13 protein-coding genes are annotated in these 18,848 nt (G+C 54.7%); 5 read left to right on the top strand and 8 right to left on the bottom strand.

Annotation, left to right across the window (positions count from 1 at the left end; translation table 11 throughout):
• Positions 1 to 74 precede the first annotated feature (74 nt).
• Together GQY55_RS20290 and GQY55_RS20285 are read right to left on the bottom strand one after the other, a co-directional pair.
• A complete protein-coding gene (locus tag GQY55_RS20290) occupies positions 75 to 3,458 on the bottom strand; it encodes a DUF6359 domain-containing protein (RefSeq protein ID WP_160043710.1) in 3,384 nt (1,127 codons plus the stop codon).
• A 300-nt stretch (positions 3,459 to 3,758) separates the two neighbouring features.
• Complete coding sequence (locus tag GQY55_RS20285; RefSeq protein ID WP_236575751.1) at positions 3,759 to 5,798, bottom strand: bifunctional 2',3'-cyclic-nucleotide 2'-phosphodiesterase/3'-nucleotidase; 2,040 nt, start codon at positions 5,796 to 5,798, stop codon at positions 3,759 to 3,761.
• Between the two features lie 277 nt (positions 5,799 to 6,075).
• Here GQY55_RS20285 and GQY55_RS20280 point away from each other — a divergent pair, with 277 nt between their 5' ends.
• The 4 genes from GQY55_RS20280 (at position 6,076) to phnE (GQY55_RS20265) (ending at position 9,568) form a co-directional block, all read left to right on the top strand.
• Complete coding sequence (locus GQY55_RS20280) at positions 6,076 to 7,041, top strand: phosphate/phosphite/phosphonate ABC transporter substrate-binding protein (RefSeq protein WP_160043708.1); 966 nt, start codon at positions 6,076 to 6,078, stop codon at positions 7,039 to 7,041.
• A gap of 132 nt (positions 7,042 to 7,173) precedes the next feature.
• Positions 7,174 to 7,944, top strand: a complete 771-nt coding sequence (gene phnC / locus GQY55_RS20275) for a phosphonate ABC transporter ATP-binding protein (RefSeq protein ID WP_160043707.1) — start codon at positions 7,174 to 7,176, stop codon at positions 7,942 to 7,944.
• Positions 7,941 to 8,753 carry a phosphonate ABC transporter, permease protein PhnE gene (gene phnE / locus GQY55_RS20270; protein ID WP_201452198.1) on the top strand — a complete coding sequence of 271 codons (813 nt, stop codon included), beginning with the start codon at positions 7,941 to 7,943 and terminating at the stop codon, positions 8,751 to 8,753. The genes phnC and phnE (GQY55_RS20270) overlap by 4 nt, the downstream gene beginning before the upstream one ends.
• Positions 8,750 to 9,568: a phosphonate ABC transporter, permease protein PhnE gene (phnE, locus tag GQY55_RS20265; RefSeq protein WP_160043706.1), complete on the top strand. Its 819-nt coding sequence runs from the start codon at positions 8,750 to 8,752 to the stop codon at positions 9,566 to 9,568. The genes phnE (GQY55_RS20270) and phnE (GQY55_RS20265) overlap by 4 nt, the downstream gene beginning before the upstream one ends.
• 173 nt (positions 9,569 to 9,741) lie before the next feature.
• On the opposite strand, the gene GQY55_RS20260 is transcribed toward phnE (GQY55_RS20265), so the two are convergent.
• The 6 genes from GQY55_RS20260 to GQY55_RS20235 form a co-directional block, all read right to left on the bottom strand.
• Complete coding sequence (locus GQY55_RS20260; protein ID WP_160043705.1) at positions 9,742 to 11,628, bottom strand: Ig-like domain-containing protein; 1,887 nt, start codon at positions 11,626 to 11,628, stop codon at positions 9,742 to 9,744.
• A 315-nt stretch (positions 11,629 to 11,943) separates the two neighbouring features.
• A complete protein-coding gene (locus tag GQY55_RS20255) occupies positions 11,944 to 12,213 on the bottom strand; it encodes a hypothetical protein (protein ID WP_160043704.1) in 270 nt (89 codons plus the stop codon).
• Between the two features lie 22 nt (positions 12,214 to 12,235).
• The gene (locus tag GQY55_RS20250) at positions 12,236 to 13,534 is read right to left on the bottom strand and encodes a lipase family protein (RefSeq protein WP_236575750.1); all 1,299 of its coding nucleotides are present in this window, start codon (positions 13,532 to 13,534) and stop codon (positions 12,236 to 12,238) included.
• A gap of 40 nt (positions 13,535 to 13,574) precedes the next feature.
• On the bottom strand, positions 13,575 to 13,871 hold the full coding sequence (locus tag GQY55_RS20245; RefSeq protein WP_236575749.1) for a hypothetical protein: 297 nt from the start codon (positions 13,869 to 13,871) through the stop codon (positions 13,575 to 13,577).
• Between the two features lie 397 nt (positions 13,872 to 14,268).
• Positions 14,269 to 15,072: an adenosylmethionine decarboxylase gene (gene speD / locus GQY55_RS20240; RefSeq protein WP_160043703.1), complete on the bottom strand. Its 804-nt coding sequence runs from the start codon at positions 15,070 to 15,072 to the stop codon at positions 14,269 to 14,271.
• A 254-nt stretch (positions 15,073 to 15,326) separates the two neighbouring features.
• Positions 15,327 to 16,946, bottom strand: coding sequence for an amidase family protein (locus GQY55_RS20235; protein WP_160043702.1), 1,620 nt, complete (start codon positions 16,944 to 16,946; stop codon positions 15,327 to 15,329).
• 268 nt (positions 16,947 to 17,214) lie between these two features.
• Between GQY55_RS20235 and GQY55_RS20230 the strand changes: the two genes are divergently transcribed.
• The coding region (locus tag GQY55_RS20230) for a methyl-accepting chemotaxis protein (RefSeq protein ID WP_160043701.1) at positions 17,215 to 18,848 on the top strand (1,634 nt) is incomplete at its 3' end.

Below are 18,848 nucleotides of genomic sequence, written 5' to 3'. Positions count from 1 at the left end.
TCAGACTGCAAATCGCAGGAAACGGCTCACGGCCGCCCCCTGCGATTTGCTTTTGATTCATCGTTCGTTTGCGTTTATTTGCCGTACCAGTCTCCGATAATCATTTGGGCGACGCCGGCCAGCGCGCGGATCGTGATTTCCCCTTCGTTGAAAAGGTCGGCGGACGCCACGCGGCTCCAGTTGCCGTCCGTCGATTTGATGCCGAAATATTTGGCCATAATCGACAGGTCCTGCACCGTAATTTTGCCTGTTCCCGGCACCAGCGTGATCAGCTTGGTTTTGAAGACCGCCACGGCATTGCCGAGCGCCGCCGTCGCTGCGTCAACCTGTGCCTGGGAAACCCCGGAGCTGTTTTTCACCGAAACGGCGGATTGTATCGCGGTTTGAAGCGCCGACTTGGCCGCGGCCGGATATTGTCCGACCTTTTCGCCTGCGACGGCACGGTCATACACGTTCTGAGCGGAAGCGATCGCCGCGTTTAGGGCCGATTTGTCCGCAGGAACGGACGGCACCGGAATGACCGCGTTTTTGAAAGCATTGACGGCGCTTGTCAAAGCGGCCAATGCCGCATTGATTTGCTCTTGGCTGGCCGATGCATTATTGTAAACGGCGTTGGCCGCTTGAATGGCCGAGAGCAGGTCGGATTTGGCCGAAGGCGGGTATTGCCCCGGCTCGGTTCCCGTTACGGCCTGATCCGCAAGTTTTTGCGCATCCTGGATGGCCGCATAAAGCGCGCTGCGATCGGCCGTTGCCACTTGGATATGAACGGCCGCGTCGCCCGTGTCGATGTCCTGCAAAGCGCCGTCCGAAGAAGCCGTGAACGCGATCAGCGACAGATCCGCGCTGCCCGACGCATCCTCCCTCAGCTTGCCGTGCAGCTTAAACAGCTCGCCGTCGTCTTTAACCGCATGCGCTTCGCCGGTGGTTGCCAGCAGCAGCCGGATTTGTCCCGCTTCAGGCTTGATGCCCGCAGCCAGCAGACTTAAGCCTTCCCTGGAAGGGGTGACGGCTCCTTCAGCGAGAACGGAATTGCCTTCCTGGTCGGTTTGCGTTTGAAACGTCATTTTGGACGGATCAAATTGGATCGTGACGTCCATGGCGGTAAAAGAATACGTCAGTTGACCGACGCCAACCGCCACCTCGACCGGGGAGCCGGCATAAGCCGATGCCGGGCCCGTCATCGTTGCCGTATTGCCTTTGGCCGGGCCGACTCCCGCCGGCCGGATATCTTCCAGTTTCAGCAGCTTCAGCTGGTAATTGTTTTTGAAGATGGACGAAATGCCGGTGATGTCGACATTCATCCCTTCCGGAAACGACTGCTTCAGCAGATCCGCATTGATCCCCGTGCGGCTGTCCACGCGCACGCGGTTGGTCACGCTTCCGTTCACCAGATCGAATTCCAGCGAACCGGTTACCGTTGCGTAATTCCGTATGGTCGCGTTTTTCAGGGTAATAAGCCGGCCCTGATTGCCCTCATTCACCGCGTCCTGAACGATAGGGGTCGGCGCGGGAATGCCTGCCTGGTCGTCCAGCTTGGCGATTTGAACCTCGTTCATCAGCTCCGCTTCGGAGTTATAGATCGTTTTCTGAGCCGTAATTTTAATTTTGTCGCCTGTATGATATCCCGTTGCTTTGCTTGGATAGACGTAAATGCCTGCGGTTCCGTCCTGCAGATAAAAACCCGATCCCCCGAACATGCCCGGTTCGGACGTAATGACCCCTTGCACCGTCACGTAGCTGTTGTCCGCGGCGGTTCTTGCGGCGGCGATCGTGGTCAAATCGGGAATCGTCACGACCGGTCCGCTTCCGCTTGAACCGTAGGAGCCGGCTTTGTATGTGGTAGGATCATACCATTTATAACCTGCCGCCGGGGTGTTCCAAGGCTCCGTGCCGGGAATTTCGGCCGAAGTCGCCGGTTCTTCGAGCGCCCCGAGCAGCGGCGTCGGCTCGTCCAGCGTAATCCCCTGGTTTTCGAACGTTTCATAATCCTCGTGAACGGCCAGCCATTTGACGGTTTGAACGAGGAACACGGCGTCCTGGGCTTCGCCTTTGAAGCCGTCATAAGTCGTTTTTTTGCCCCCGTTATCTTCGCGGACGTATTTCGGGCTCGCATCCTCCACCGGCGAGGAGTCGCCGATAAACGCCGCTTTGCCTTTTTCCAGCTTGGCGATGGCCGCGAACGGTCCTTCGGCTTTGCCGCCGTTTTTGTACACGCCACCGGTCGGGAAGTTTTTCTTGTCGCTGTTTTCAACCGCGTTGTTCCAGCCGGGCACGTTTTGAGGCAGGTATACGACCCCCTTGACGCGCTTCGGATCAAGAATCGTAAGCGTCGAGCCGCTGTGCATTTCGACGTCGTTGACGCCTGCCGTGATGCCGAAGGATTGGTCGTATTTGACCGCATCCGTCTTGGTCACGTCGCCGATCGAGTTATAACGGAACCGGACGCCGAAATTTTGCCCCAGCCAATCCGTGCTTGTCACGTCCTTCATCGCGCCCGAAGCGGCTTCGGCGGAGGACATCCCTTTGGTCGGATCGCCGTAAGCGCCGCGCCGGTATCCGTTCATGACCTCGGAGGAATCCCAGCGGTTCAGGTTCCGGTCGGAATTGTAATGGTCGGAGATGAAGAAGATGCTTCCGCCATCCTTCACGTATTGCAGCATGGCGGCTTGTTCGGAAGTTTTAAAAGGAATGTTGGCCTCCCCGATGATAAACACGTCGTATTGCTTCAGTTTATTCAGCGTGATGGCCGGGCTGTCATAGGATTGCCCATTCATCGGAAGCGTTCTTTCGAGCGCGTCCACCTGAAAATGCGCTTCCCTCAGGCCGTCCGCAAAATCGGAAAACGCTCCGTCGATAACCCAATCGGCAGCGCCTGCGGTCTGCCCGTGGGTTTGGTCGAACAGCACTTTTTTGCCGGAGCCGTCGGGAAGGGTCGTGGGCACGCCGATATTTTCGCTGCCGGGGTCGGAAGGATCCGGCGTTCCGCCGCCGTTGCCGGGATCCCCGCCGCCGGACTCGCCCGCTAAGGTCATGGCCGTCGGACTTTTTACGCCGGACATGCCGCTGTATGCCGTCAGCGTGCCGGTAACTTGAAGCTTTTTGCCTACGTTGCCCGGATTCGTTTTGAGTCCGATTTGCGGGCGGTAGCCCGCGGTAACCTGGACATCGATCAGCTTGTCCTTATTGGTTTCACCGGGAGAATCTGCGATAAGCACGTTCAAATCGTCCTGAAACCCCGAAAAAAGGAGCTTGGAATTGTACACCTCGCCGACGATATACCCTTCAACCGTGGCGGTTTCGCCGCTGTTGTTTTTGGCCAAGGCTTGCGCGACGGTAAGCGCCGGTGACGCCGCTTGCGCCGGCAGGCCGCCGAACAGGGCGGATAACATCAAAATCATTGCAAAAAACGCACCTGCAAGCTGCCTGCTGCGGAATCTCAAAGGACTGGCCGTTTTCATTCCTCTTCTACCTCCCCGATTTCTTATCAAAATCTTGATCCCCTTAAAAGTAGCACCCCTTTATTATTGCAATTTGCTGAATCTGTAAAATCTTATACCGCACTCATAAGATCGCCCCCAGCAGTTTGGTAGTAGGATTTTATAATAGAAAAGACGGGGGCATAAGCGGCTTAATCCTTATCTTTGCAAAAAAATACAGAGGTCTCGAGACATCCGGAACCTCTGCGTTTCGTAACGATTTGGGAAATGATCACTATTGCAAACATGAAAAGCGGCTAAAGCCTGTCGGTTTCTGCGAATTTATGGCGAAACATCCGTTCGTCCGGAAACGGCTGCAGCTTCAGCTGCCTCTCTGACGCCAAGGTCGATGCGGTAAATGCCGTAACCCCGCGCATCGGTCCGCCCCGTATACGAGATACCCGGAACATCTCCGGTATATTTGGCCGCTTCCGGAGAGGCCGTGAAGGTGACGTTAACCGGTTTTGCGACGCGCGTGAAACTCCAGTTTTCCTCCGGTCTTGCCTTAAGCAAGCCTTGTTCCGCAATATAGTCGATCAGCGCCTGCCGGTTTTCGTCGGCGGAATCCAGCACGAGTTCGGCCTCGCGCAGCCCCGGCACAATACCGCTCGAGACCCGGTAATTGCTCGTCACCACGATGAATTGCTGCTCCGGCTCCACCGGACGGCCTTCGTGCCGCAAGTCCTCGATCCGGCCCGCGCTTGGGTCCAGCAGCATGCCGTCAAGGCCGTATTTTGCCGGCCGGGCGACGTTCACCCGATAGGCGACGCCGCCGATGACGTCAAAGTTGAAGGCGGGAAACGCCGGGTTCAGCAACGGCTGCTCCCCGGTTTCGTCCGGATCGATCCGGTTATATATGCCGACCGACATTTCAAGCCATTCCTTCAAGGCGGCCCCGCTTATTTTGACCGCTTTGATGGTATTTTCGAACAAATACAGCTCTGCGGCGCTGCGGATCGCAATCGGTCCGGCCGGGATCTCCGCGTAATCGTTTGGGCCGTTCCGTCCGGCTTTAAACGGCGACGAGGCCGAAAGCACGGGAAGATGCCCCAGATCCGGCGCGGACGAAGCGATCCGGCGGCGGGCATGCGCTATTTGGGCATGATTCAGCAGTTGGATGGACGCATCCGCGTGCACGAGGGAAAAATAGGTATGCAAAGGCGTTTCCGTTCGTCCGATGGGAGCGTTGGCATAAGCCACCGTTTGTTGATGCGCTTGCCGCAAAAGCCCGACAATTTCGGAATCAGGCTCCGCAGGCCCGGTTCCTTCCGACCCGCCGCGAATCTCCCGGATCATCGATCTTCCATCCGCCGCCTGCCATCTTCCGTTCACGCGCCGCAGCGACAAGTCGATGATTCCAAGCATCGATCCGCCATAGCCGGCTTGGACCGCGGGCAATCCGTTGATGGTCCCCTCCTGCCAGTCGACGGCCGGCAGCGGCGTCCCGTCCGTCCTTTTAAAGGTTGCATCCAGCGAAGCGAAATCCCGTGCCGGAAACGTCCGATGCGTATGGGAAAAGGCGATGGCATCGATCCCCGGAACCAGGCTGAGGGGCAGCACCGCGTTTTCGGCGTCGTGATCCTTCAAGGACACGCCGGCGTCAAAACCGCTATGCGCAAGCGCCACAATGACGTCCGCCCCTTCCTCTTTCATTTGGGGAATCCACTCAAGCGCGGACAGAACCATGTCTTTCACCTGCACTTTCCCATCCAAATGCCCTTGATCCCAATCCATAATTTGCGGCGGTACAAAACCGATGAAGCCGATGCGGATATCATGCGGTTGTCCCGTGCTGTCCAGACAGGTTTTCGTGACGATCGCGTACGGCCGGTAGCGGTTGACGGCAAACTTCCTTCCGGCCTCCGCTTCATGCACGTATATATTGGCGTTGACGTAAGGAAAAGCGGCGCCGGAGATAACTTGATCCAAGTAGTCCAGACCGTAATTGAATTCATGGTTGCCAAGCGTCGCCGCATCATACCCCATCGCGTTCATCGCGCGGATCGCCGGGTGAAGCCAGCCTCCCGCCGCCCCGGAGCGATCGGGATCGACGCGCGCGGCAAACGTGCCGAGCGGCGTGCCTTGGATCAAATCCCCGTTGTCTACGAGCAGCGAGTTTTGAGCCTCCGCCCTTGCCTTTTTAATTAACGTTGCCGTCCGGACCAGTCCGACCGCAGCGTCTTTCCGGTCCCGGTAATAATCGTAGTCCATCAGACAAGCGTGCACATCCGTCGTGGACAAAATACGCAGCTTTAGGATCGCCTCGGCGTCCGGCCGCAGGCTGCCTTCTTTCGCATTCGGAATGCCATTCACGTTCACCACTCCTTTTCGATCCTCCATTCGATCTTGGTTACGCCTATTATACCGCCCGGATATTAAGCGGGAGTAAAATCGGTGATTCCGGGTTTCTACCATATATACGGGAAAAACACGCGGCAAGCCTGAAGCCGAACCGGACATCAAAGGCCGCATATTTTACGCAATTTCAACAAAAGTCATCCTTTCCGTTAACCCTTGTTCGCCGCGCCTATGTTACGCTCAATCCTGTCAGCCGGCCCAGCCGGCCAGGATCATAGAAAAAATTCTGGAGGGGACCATCATGTTTAAAAAAGTACTTGCGATCGGCATGACGCTGGCGCTTGCAGCCAGCCTTGCCGCATGCGGCTCCAAAAGCGCCGGAAACGGCAGCGGGGACGCGGCGTCCGGCACCGCGGAAGCGGCATCTTCCGGCTACGTGCCGAAAGAGCTGAACGTTCAGTTCGTGCCGTCCCAAAATGCCGATACGCTCGAAGCCAAAACCAAACCGCTCGAAAAACTGCTCGGAGACAAGCTGGGCATTCCGGTTCATGTCACCGTATCGCCGGATTATAACACCATCGTCGAAGCGATGGCTTCCAAACAGGTCGACGTCGGTTTCCTGCCGCCGAACGCTTACGTCCTGGCCCATGACAACAAAAAAGCCGTCGACCTTCTGCTTCAGGCGCAGCGCTACGGCATCAAGGACGAAACCGGCGAGGATACGACCGAAAAAGTCGATTTCTACAAAGCGATGATCGTCGTGAAAAAAGATTCCCCGATCCAAAGCCTGAAAGACTTGAAAGGCAAAAAAATCGGCTGGCAGAACGTCACTTCCTCCGCAGGTTACGTTTTCCCGGCCGCCGAGCTGAAAAAAGAAGGCATCGATCCGGACAAGGACGTGCAAGGCGTAACGATCAAAGGGCATGACGCCGCCATCATGGCGCTGTTGAACGATCAGGTGGACGCCGTCGCCGTATTCCAGGATGCCCGCAATACGGTGAAAAAGGACGTTCCGGACGTATTCGAAAAAACCCGCGTCCTCCATTACACCGCCAAAATCCCGAACGACACCGTCAGCGTCCGCAGCGACATGGATCAAAGCTGGAGGGACAAAATCAGCCAAGCTTTCATCGATATCACCAAGGACGAGGAAGGCGCCAAAATCATCAAGGACATCTATACGCATGTAGGTTATGCTCCAGGCGACGACAAAAATTTCGATCCGGTCCGCGAATACGCAAAAGTCGTAGGACAGGAAATCAAGTAACGTAAAGTCCCGGCACATTCATACCTGTCTTTTGGGCAGCACCGTCCATGAAGTTTGTGGCGGTGTTGTTTCCCTTTGCAGACGCCCTAATCTATTTTCGCGTCCGAAACCATTACAGAAAGTTGGTTCGCCATGATCGAATTCGATAACGTAACGAAGGTCTATTCCAACGGAACGGTTGGGCTCCGCAATATCAACCTCACCATCCGCGAAGGAGAGCTTGTCGTCATCGTCGGCCTGTCCGGCGCGGGCAAATCCACCTTTTTGCGGAGCATCAACCGCCTGACGGATATTTCCTCGGGAGACATCCGGGTGAACGGCAAATCGGTGACCCGCGCCTCCGGCAGCCAGCTCCGCCACATCCGGCGCGACATCGGCATGATTTTCCAAAGCTTCAACCTGGTCAAACGTTCGACCGTCATCCGCAACGTGTTGTCCGGACGGGTCGGCTACCATTCCACGTTCCGCACCATGCTCGGCTGGTTTCCGAAACAGGACGTGGAGCTGTCCCTCGATGCGCTGCAGCGGGTCAATATCCGGGAAAAAGCATACGTGCGCTCCGACCAGCTGTCGGGCGGGCAGCAGCAGCGCGTCTCGATCGCGCGGGCGCTTGCGCAGGAAGCCCGGGTCATTTTGGCGGACGAACCCGTCGCTTCGCTTGACCCGCTGACCACGCGCCAGGTCATGGAAGACCTGAAGCGGATCAACCGGGACATGAACATCACCACGGTCATCAACCTCCATTTCATCGACCTTGCCCGGGAATACGCGACGCGGATCATCGGCCTTCGCGCCGGAGAAGTGGTGTTCGACGGGACGCCGGAAGAAGCGACCGACGAAGCCTTTGCCGAAATTTACGGCCGTCCCGTGCAGCAGGATGAGCTGTTGGGAGGTGCGTCATGAAGACGCCCGCGCCCCCGGCTTCACTCCGGCCGGCCGCTCCCGACATGCTGCCGCCGCGCAAATATAAACAGATCGCCGGTTGGATCGTCCTTATCGCCGTGCTTGTCGCCTGTTCGATCCGGACGGACGTTACCCCGTATCAGCTGATCGTAGGTTTGCCGCAGATGGGGAGCCTGCTGCAAGAAATGTTCCCCCCGGATTGGAGCTACCTGCCCACGGTCTGGGGGCCGATGATGGAAACGGTTCAGGTCGCCATTCTCGGCACGACGCTGGGCGGGCTGCTCGCCGTTCCGGCAGCGCTGCTCTGCGCATCCAATTTGCGCATCAGCCGATTCGTCTCGGTTCCGGCGCGCATGCTGCTGAACCTGATCCGAACCATTCCCGACCTGCTGTTCGCCGCCATTTTCGTAGCGGTGTTCGGCATCGGGCCGTTTGCCGGCATGCTGGCGCTCGTGTTTTTTTCGTTCGGGATCATCGCCAAGCTCACCTTCGAAGCGATCGAAGCCATCGACCCCGGACCGCTTGAAGCGATGTCCGCCGTAGGCGCAAACCGGCTGCAGATCATCATGTACGCCGTCGTTCCGCAGGCGCTGCCTTATTTCATGTCTTATTTGCTTTATACCTTTGAAGTCAACGTGCGGGCGGCAGCCGTCCTCGGGCTCGTCGGGGCCGGGGGGATCGGCCTGCTGCTCGACCGTTCGCTCGGTTTGTTCCGTTACGACCGGGCCGCGGTCATCATTTTGCTGACGCTTGCGATCGTGCTGGTTATCGATTACGCCAGTACGATCATCCGGAGGAAACTGCTATGAAAAAAACGAATTCCGCCTTGCCCGAACAAACATCCGGTTCCGCTTTTGGCTCCCGGATCCGTTTTGCGGTGATCGCCCTGATCGTTATCGCCGTTTACTATTGGGCCGTCCAGGGAGTGCATTTTGAAGGGATACAAAGTACGGCCGGGACCGTATCCAAATCCATTTTGCAAGGATTTTTGCATCCGGACTGGTCTTTCGTCTACATCCCGGAAGGCGAGGATTTGCTGCGGGGGCTGCTCGACACGCTGGTCATTTCCATTCTCGGCACGGTGGTCGCCGCCGTGGTCTGCATTCCGTTTGCCTTCTGGGCTTCTTCGAACATGAGCCGGAGGCTCGCCGTATCCGGCAGCGGCAAAATCGTGCTGAGCATCATCCGCGTGTTTCCGGAGATCATCGTTGCGATTCTGTTTATCAAGGCGGTAGGCCCCGGATCTTTTGCAGGCGTCCTTGCGCTTGGCATTCATTCGGTCGGCATGCTCGGCAAGCTGTACTCGGAAACGATCGAAAACATCGACCGCGGACCGCAAGAGGCATTAATCGCCTCGGGCGCCAACCGGCTGCAGGTGCTGCGTTACGCGGTCCTGCCCCAGGTCATTCCGCAGTTTCTCTCTTATTCGCTATACCGGTTCGAGATCAACGTCCGCTCCGCCACGACGCTTGGCTTGGTCGGCGCAGGCGGCATCGGAACGCCGCTCATTTTTGCGCTTCAGGTGCGGAACTGGAACCGGGTCGGCATCATTTTGCTCGGCATCATCGTGCTCATCGTTTTGACGGATCAGATTTCGGGCTGGATACGAAAAAGGATCATTTAGAAAGAAAAACGTCTATCGGCGTACTTTCACAGAAAACAGACCGCGCTTAGCGGAAATTTTCCTTGAGATATAAGGAAGGCATCGCTTCGAAACGTATTCGTTCTTATATCTTCAAAAAAGACCAACCGTCAATCGGTTGGCCTTTTTAAATTCTCCCAGAACATCAGCGGCCATCATTTTTGTGCCGATTCCTGTTCCGATCCGTCACTTTCTTCCGGGGAATCCGCACCGTTGTTGGGCTCTTCAGGCTGCCCATCGCCTGTTGGCGCGGCCGCGCGCACGACCAGCACTTCGGCATAAACGCTGCTTCCCTTATACTTGGCATAGATCCGGGTTTTACCCGCTTTATGGCCGATCAGGTTCCCATCCCCGTCCACCTCGGCGATGTCCGGTCGGTCGCTGCTATACGTCGCCAGTTTCGTGACATCCGTTTCCGTTCGCGGGTTATAGCCATATACGGTGACCTTGATGTCCAGCGTCGTACCTTCCAAAAGTGAATATTCGCCCGAATCCAGGCCGAAATCGCCTTGTACGGGACTAAGTTCGTCCGTATCTTCCGGCAGAACCGTCACGTTCATCATTGCCGTAAAACCTTCATAATTCGCTTCGATATAGGTGCTTCCCGGCTCATGCCCCGTGATCCGGCCCAAGGCATCGACTTCCACGATGTTGTCGTCCCCCGAAATGTACAGCGCGGCGCTGGACAGGTCGTTTTTCGTTCCGTCGGAATAAACCGCTTGCAGCACGGTCGAGAAGCTAGTGCCCGTTTTCAATTTCTTTTCTTTTTCCATAAACGAGATGCCCGTCAGCGTACGTTCGACAGGCTGCCGATCCGCCGGAGGCGACAGCTTCATCAACTGGAACTTCCTATCGTCTCCCCGCAAAACGGTCCCCGGGAAAATAAAGCCCCCGTCCTTGGTTGCCGCTGCGATGCCTACGCTTGCAATCGGTGGTCCCTTGAATAATTCCTCGCTGATCGTATCGCCGTTCTCGTCGACTCTCAACACACCGTACTGGTATTTCACATCCCTGTTCCAATCGATCCGTGTCGCATGTTTCCCGAGCATGGCGTACCCGTCTTTAGTCCGCACCAGTCGATTATAGATACGGTAAAAATCCGCGCCGTCCAAAAACGTCTTTTCCCATTTCACCTGTCCGTCGAGATCCGTTTTGGTAAGCAGCGTTGCGCCGTTTCCGCTGTATTTCCTGCTTAGAATGAGGTACCCGCCATCCTCTGTTCCGACAATCGAATAGGCCGTCCAGCCGCTGCGCGGATCGACGAATTGTTTCGACCAAAGCACTTTGCCTTGGTCATCAATTTTCAGGATCAGCATCGCATCGAAATCTTTCGATTCGTATTCGACCATGCCTGCGTGGCCGACGGCGACATAACCGCCATCATTGGCGGGGATAAGATCGGTTAAAAAGTCGCCGGTACCTGTAAGGCGGTATTTATTGTACCACAGCGTTTCGCCGTTTGGATCGACCTTTAAAATATAACCTTGTTCATAAGCGACCCAACTGACCATCCCTTCCCCGGCGATCAAAAAGCTGCCGTCATCCGTTTCGACCACGGATTTCGGGGTGCTGTGGATAGCGTCGTCCTTCTGTACCCTTTCCCATAATACATTGCCCGATGAATCCAGCCTGATCATGTAAAGCCGGTCCTTCGGTTCGCCTTCCGTTACCGTTATTCCCGCCACTAGGTATCCGCCGTCTTTCGTCTCGATGGCCCGGTATGCCGCATTCCTCGTCGTTAGATATTTGAGCTTTCGTTCCCATGTGACCTCGCCTTCCGCATCCAGCTTCAGAACATAGGCCTTTTGATACGAATATCCTTCCGGCTTGTCGGCATCGTAAATGCCTCCCAAAGCTAAATAACCGCCGTCGGAAGTCGGGATGACTCCCTGTCCTTCGGAGCTGCTTCCGTAATCCCTGGACCATTCGACGGTTGATTGCGCCTCCTCGGCAGCCGCCTGCCCCAACCCGGGCAAAAGCCCGACCATCAGCAGCAACCCGGCCATAAACGCAATCCATAATCGCAAAACTTTTCTGGACATTCGTCTGCTCCTTTCAGGAAATGATCATTTTTTTGTAGCAAAAATCAGCACAATCCTCGTTTCATTTTCATTATTCATGGAAGTCCCCGAAGCGGGTATCCCACAAACTTCATAAATTACTGCGACGATGGAACGGATTTCCAGACATGGATATGGCGATCGAAAAAGAGGGGATAGGACTTAGGAAGGGCGAATTCGTTTTTATTAGAGTTAAATAGAAAATACCGTGTTTCCTCAAGGAATCACGGTATTGTGTCAATGCTGCAAAAAACGCCGCACTCCCGAAGGAATACGACGCCGTTTCTTCTCTTAACGTCATCTCATCTGATCCGTTTGTTTCATGACCTGCATATAACGGATCAGCTCCGCTTTTTGCTGCTCGATCGACCGTACCCGGCCGGCCAAACCGTTAAAAAAGGCTTCAACGTATTCGCGCGTCACGTTTGCCGATTGCCCGTTCCAATCGCTTAGCCTGGCGTACAAGCTTCGGGCTTCCTGCTCGTCGGCCTGAATCCGGGCAAGCAGCCAGCTCAGTTCCCGCTCGGCCTGCTCCAGGTCGCCCAGCTCAACAAGGATTTCGCTCATGTGATCCCTCCGATTCGAAAGCTTATTGCATCAATTGAGGGCCGGAAGCATCGGCCTGATGAAACTGCTCGGCCTTCGATTTGATGAAATCGAGAAACAACGTCGTCTGCTCGACATGCCATTTTGTCAGCTCGCTGACCGAAGCGTCCAGCTGCGCCACGATCGGCTGCAGCCTGCGGCTGTGGCTTGACTGGGTATATCTCATCAGCTTGGCCCTGACCGCCTGCATATCCGAGCTGATCTGATGCGCGTTTTGGCTCCATTTTTCGGCCACGCTTTTCAGCTCCTCCGGCGTGACCCGGATCATGCCCGAGCCCATGCCGCCCATGGCCATGGCGATGCCCGTTTTCATCGCAAGCTCGATCGGCGCGAAATAGGCTCCCGGGATCCCCAAAGCCTCTCCGAAGGACAGCGGCGCCCGCGGCGATCCGTTCAATTTCTCGCCGGTTTCGGCGTCATACAGCGGATTGGCGAGACTGCCGTTTTCATCGAATCGGTACTGTTTCAAACTATGATAATGGGCACCGCCGAACGAATTGCCGATCTTTTCGAAAAGGCCGAAGCCGGCATTCGCATCCTCATAGTTGGAGTCGATGTAATACGTCGACCCGACATGGCGGTCATATCCGCCCATCGTGCCGCTGCCGACAAGATCCCTTGGATGGACGTAGTTGACGATTTGCGAGTCGAATTCCCCGTTTTCCGCTTTGCGTCTGGCGCCGCTCGTCAGGCTTCCCATGACGGACGGGGCGCTGAACGTGACGGCCGAAAGTCCGGTATATGCCGCGGCATACTGCGCATTGGCCCCGCCAAGCGAATGGCCCGTCAGCGAAAAATCCAAGTCCTTGTGTTTTTTCTTCATTTCATTGGCATAATCCTCGGCCTGGTACAGCTGTTTGTCCCCGTTGAAAAATTTATCCACCGCTTTGCCGGCGCCGCCCATCCAGTCTTTGGCTGCGGTAATCCCCAAATGGTCCTCAATTTTTTGCACCTTGTCGTCCCAGGGCATTTTGACTTCAAAGCTTTTTCCTATTTTCCGCTCCAGCTCGCGCTCGCCGATACCGACATCGGTCACATAGTCCGGCACGGAATGGAACAGTCCTCTCCCGCCTTCCGTGCCGCGGTAAGCGATGACGGCCTGCTTCGTTTCCGGATTGTAAAACGTGACGGCGTCAAAACCCGAAGAATCGTCGTTGGCCGCGTCCTCCAATACCTCCCACCCCGGCAGATCCTGCGGCTTGCTCCCTTTTTTCAGATCGGAGTAGGCGAGGTCCGACATTTTTTTATACATTTCATCCGTGATCCGAGGTCCCTTGCTCAAACGTACTCCTCCCTCTTTTCATCCGAACGTGCACAGCGTCCTATTTTGCCGTATCCTTCTTCGCGAAGGGGTCGATCCCTTTGGCGCGGATGGCCTTTTCGAGCTCCGGGCTCATGACGAAGTCGGTCGTTTTTTTGTCTTCATAATCCACCGAAATGTTGAAGCTTTCCTCCGGTTTTCCTTTCACGTGGCCTTTCATCGTAATTTTGGGCGTTATGTATTCTGCGAGTCTCTCCTGATCCGTGATTTCCACGTCCAGGCCGTATTCATCCTTGAAATATTGGATGGCGAGCTCTTTGGCCTCTTGCATTTGGCCGTTGTTTTCCGACTTGTTCACGCTTTGACAACCTCCCAATAAAACGATCGTAATCAGCATAAGAGCGATAGACCGAAATAAGCGAGAAATAACGATCAGTCCTCTCTGACCCTTTTTACTAAAAATTAAACATGATTCCCTATCATTAATCCAGCTTCTTGAAAAAATCAGGAAATTATAACCATCCTCAGCCCGAAAACAAGACCTGAGTCCGTGTTAACATCGGCCTATTTTCCATGTTATGAAAAAACAATCGGCCAAATGACATTTCGCAAAACCCCTGGGCATAAGGCCTAAAGCTATATTTCCGTTGACGCGAAATGCCTGGAGTTTCTGCGCCCAAACCTCTGATTTCGCAAAAAAAGCCGAGGAAACCTTTTCCTCAGCTCATGCGTTTTCATTATGTTTTGATTATGTTTCAGCTCATGTTTTTGCCGTAATAGATTTCATCCATCTCCTGCGTGATCCGTTCCGTGATTTCTTTTTGTTGCTGCTCGCTCAGGCCATCCTTCGTATATCCGAACAAGTAGTTGTCCAGATCGAACTCCCTCAGCTTGCATTTGGTATGAAAAATATGCTCGGGGTAGACGTTCACGTCAATCATGTGGTAGAGATCCTTCACGTTATCCGGGATATAGTTCTGGATCGAATTGATGTCATGGTCGATAAACAGCTTATGTCCCTTAATATCTCTCGTAAAACCCCGCACCCGGTAATCGATGGTCATAATGTCGGTGTCGAAGGAATGGATCAAATAATTCAGCGCCTTCAGCGGCGAAATTTCCCCGCAGGTGGATACGTCGATGTCGGCCCGGAACGTGCTGATCCCGTCATCCGGGTGGTATTCCGGGTACGTATGGACCGTAATATGGCTTTTGTCGAGCGACATCACGACCGACTCGGGAAGCGGCCCCGGCGATTCCGCGTAAGACTCCTTCGGCACTTCCACCACAGGGCCTTCCGATACGAGAATCGTTACGCTTGCCCCTTGGGGGACGTAATCCTGTTTGGCGATATTCAGCACATGGGCGCCGATAATGTCCGAAACCTGTTTTAAAATAGCGGTGAGCCGGTCGGCATTATACTGCTCGTCTATATATTCGAGGTACGCTTCCCGCTCCTCCTTGGTCCGGGTATAGCAGATATCGTACATGTTGAAAGCCAAAGACTTCGTCAAGTTGTTGAATCCATGCAGCTTGACATGCTGCTCCGGTGCTGTCATGCATCATCACCTCGCTGTTTCTTTTCACTGCCTAATATTCCCTGATCCGTCCCGGATATCCGCGCGGCATCCGCATATTACATTTCATTACCCGAATCCAACCGTTTCAATCGTCCTTGCGGCCCCGCAAACGCGAAAAACCGCCCCGCTGTTTGCGGGACGGCTTGGATGGTTCCGTTTATCAAGATTGTGCAATGCATCTGCCTGCTTCATGGACGGGAGAGACGGACAGGATGCACAGGCTGCTTTGTTCGTTATGGCAGTTCCGGCGTGTTTTTTGGAACCGTTCTTGCTTTCGTTGCTTGTTCGAAGGAATAAGCCAGGCTGAGCAGCTTTTGTTCGCTGTAAGCCGGTCCAAAGAACGAGATGCCGACAGGAACGCCCGCTTCCACGGTGCCCGCAGGTACGGTGACTTCGGGGAATCCGGTTGCCGACGCGACATAACTTGCAGCGTAGGTGTCGTATGCCGTACATACGTAGGTCGGGTCTTCTTTGTCGAACCGGTTGGATGCCGGGCAGGACATGGTCGGGAATACGATCGCATCCAGCTTGTTCTTTTTCATGATGTCCATGATTTCTTTGCGGGTGTTCGGAATTTCTTTGTGCACGATTTTTTTGTATTCCTTCGAATTCAGCGTGTCGGCTTTCTCCAGCGCCGTTTTGAGGCCTTCAAGCCGTCCCGGGTTCACGGGCGTAGCCGAATTCGCCACTTCGGGCGATTCGCTGATGTCGATGACCTCTTGCAGCGTTTTCGGCCCGCCGGCAGGCAGCATGCCCAAATATTTTTCGAATTGGGTTTTGAATTCCGCATCGCCTACAGGTCCAAGAATCGGCGTCCACAGGTATTTCGTCTGGCTGGAATACGATACCGGTACCGCGACGGCCCCCATGCTTTGCATTTTGGCGATCGCTTGTTTCGCGATGGCATCGACCTCGGCATTATCACCGAAGAAATCGGTGGCCACGCCGATACGGGCATGCTTCAGCGAGGAAGCATCCAGGGACTTGGCGTAATCGCGAACGTAATGATGAGCGGTTTGGGTCGCCTTGTCGTTTTTGTCCGTTCCGGCCATGACGCTCAGCACGATGCCGGCATCCTCAACGCTGCGCGCCAGCGGTCCCGTCACGTCAAACGACAGGGCCGACGGCACGACGCCGCTGCGGCTGGTCAGTCCAAGCGTCGGGCGAATGCCCACAAGTCCGGTAACATTGGCCGGACCGCGCACCGACCCGGAAGTATCCGTTCCGAGGCCGAAAACGGCGAAGTTTGCCGCTACCGCCGCAGCGCTGCCGCTGCTGGAACCGGAAGCGTCGCGGTTCAGGTTGTACGGGTTGAGCGTCAGGCCGCCCATTGAGCTGTATCCCAATCTGCCGTAGGATGCGGCAAGCTCGGACATGTTCGTTTTGGCGATCACGATCGCCCCGGCGTCGATCAACTTTTGCACCGTAAACGCGTTTTTGGACGGGTAGTCGTTTTTCAGCGCTACGGATCCGGCCGTCGTCGGCATGCCGACCACGTCGAAGTTGTCTTTGACGACGAACGGAATGCCGTGAAGCTTGCTTCTCGGCCCTTTCGTTTTGCGCTCCGCATCCAGCTTTTTGGCTGTCTCCAAGGCTTTATCGTTGACCGTAATGATGGAATTGATGGCAGGGCCTTGCTTATCGAAAGCCTCGATGCGTTTCAAATAGTATTCGACAAGTTCCTCGGATGTGATTTGGTTCGTATCCAAAGCGTTTGCGATTTCATCGATGCTTTTTTCAAACGGATCAAACGCAGGTTTCTCTGAAGCCGCGTTGGCTTGATTCCATGGCAGCAGGGCCGCCACGAGCAAAATAGCCAACAGCGCTTTGAATTGGAAAAGCTTTGTTCTCACGTTGTCTTACCTCCTGATGTCTTTTTGTGATAGGTCGTAGTTCTTACAGCACGCTTTCTCTCCCATCCTATTTATCGTTATTTACCTGCTTATAATGAATAGCAATAGACAAAAGTCCCTATTATCCGACTAGAATTTCGACAAAATTTAACAAAAATATGATTCCTGCCGATATATATCCATGAGAGAGAAAAAAATCATGCTTAAAAACGAAGGATTCTGCAAGATTCGAAATTGCAGCTTCCTGAACATGGAGGAGAGAAACAACTTGAGAAAGAAATGGCAGTGGAATCTAAAAATGCAATTCCTGGTTACGATGGTGGCGCTTGTCCTGCTGTCCACCTTGTCGCTTGGCTTTGCCATCAACAACAAGGTCACGAAAGACATGGAGCAGAATTTCTACGACGCCACCCGAAAGGAAATCAAGCAGGTCAGCGGAGCCATGAACCTGTATTTCAGCACCGTAAACGAATCGGTCGAATATTTCGCCAAAAACCCGCTCGTGCAGCAAATCGACGGTTCGATCACCTCATATATCAACACCGTTGGCAAAGACGGAACGATCCAAATGACACCGTCGCAAAAACCCGGGATCGAATCCGAAATATACAATCTGTATTTGAATTACGCCAAGACGCATCCGAGCATTTCCTACATTTATCTGGGAACAAAAGACGGAGGCTACATCCAATGGCCGGAAGGAACCTCCAACGACAAATACGATCCGAGAACCAGAGCATGGTATACGCAGGCGGTCGAAAATCCGGATCAAGTCAAACGTACGGGCGCGTACGCTTCGTTCACGGGCAACGTGCCGATCGTCAGCTCTTCGGTGACCATTAAAGACAAAGCGGGCAACGTGGTCGGCGTTCAAGGCGTGGACGTCAGCCTGGAGGCGCTGACCAAAACGATCAACAACATTAAGATCGGGGAGAGCGGTTACGTCATTTTAACGGATGAAGCCGGAACCATTCTGGCCAATCCGAAAAATCCGGAAACCAATTTCAAAACGCTGAAGGATTTGAACATCAAAGCGTTCGCCGATATCGACAAAATGGCAGGGAAAAACTTCGATATCTCGCTGAAAGACAAAAATTACACCGTCAGCGTCTACGTTTCGCCGGAAACGCATTGGAAATACATTGCCGTGATGGACAAAAGCGAGATCGCCGAATCCACGAAAGCGATCCAGCGCATCATTTATCTGGTCATGATCGTCATCGTTGTCGTCGTCATGGCGATTTCGTTGTTTATTTCGAGAGCAATCGCCAAACCGCTGAATGCGGCGGTGCAATATTTGCAGCAAATCGGCAGCGGCAACCTGGCGACCGAAATTCCGGAATCGATGCTGAAAAAAGGCAATGAAACGGGAGCCATGCTCAGGGCGATCAATACGATGAAAAAGGATATCCAGGAGATGATCGGCGGAATTTCCGGTTCGGCTCACATCGTATCCCGGTCGGCATTGGACCTGAAAGACAGCATGGAGCAAACGCAAAAGGCTTCTTCGCAAATTACCGAATCGATCATCCAGCTCTCCTCCGCCGCTAGCGACGAAGCGAATACGGTAATGATGGGGTCCGAAAAAGTCGAAGAGCTGGGCGGAGCCATCGATCAGGTGACCGCTTCGACACAGGAAATTCTCGAATTGGCCCGCCGGACCGGTGAGCTGAATCAGCGCGGCATGGTCATTGTTAAGGAGCTTGTCGGCAAATTCAACAGCACGCTGCAGTCTTCGGAAGAGACGGCCCACGCCATTTCCCAGGTCAGCAGCAGCGCAGGCGAAATCAGCACGATTCTCGACACGATCCTGGAAATCTCGGCGCAGACGAATCTGCTGGCGCTGAACGCGGCCATCGAAGCTTCCAGGGCCGGCGAGCACGGCCGGGGCTTTTCGGTGGT

Origin of the sequence: Paenibacillus sp. USDA918EY, from assembly GCF_009870825.1 — a bacterium.
Classification (GTDB): domain Bacteria; phylum Bacillota; class Bacilli; order Paenibacillales; family Paenibacillaceae; genus Paenibacillus_AQ; species Paenibacillus_AQ albilobatus.
Note: the sequence above shows the minus strand (reverse complement) of the source record. Positions and strands in the feature narration are given on the sequence as shown.

Bases quoted from the DNA above. Each gene is read 5' to 3' on its own strand.
- phnE (WP_201452198.1), top strand. From the start codon at position 7,941: ATGAAGACGCCCGCGCCCCCGGCTTCACTCCGGCCGGCCGCTCCCGAC.
- GQY55_RS20290 (WP_160043710.1), bottom strand. From the start codon at position 3,458: ATGAAAACGGCCAGTCCTTTGAGATTCCGCAGCAGGCAGCTTGCAGGT.
- GQY55_RS20255 (WP_160043704.1), bottom strand. From the start codon at position 12,213: ATGAGCGAAATCCTTGTTGAGCTGGGCGACCTGGAGCAGGCCGAGCGG.
- speD (WP_160043703.1), bottom strand. From the start codon at position 15,072: ATGACAGCACCGGAGCAGCATGTCAAGCTGCATGGATTCAACAACTTG.
- phnE (WP_160043706.1), top strand. From the start codon at position 8,750: ATGAAAAAAACGAATTCCGCCTTGCCCGAACAAACATCCGGTTCCGCT.
- phnC (WP_160043707.1), top strand. From the start codon at position 7,174: ATGATCGAATTCGATAACGTAACGAAGGTCTATTCCAACGGAACGGTT.
- GQY55_RS20280 (WP_160043708.1), top strand. From the start codon at position 6,076: ATGTTTAAAAAAGTACTTGCGATCGGCATGACGCTGGCGCTTGCAGCC.
- GQY55_RS20260 (WP_160043705.1), bottom strand. From the start codon at position 11,628: ATGTCCAGAAAAGTTTTGCGATTATGGATTGCGTTTATGGCCGGGTTG.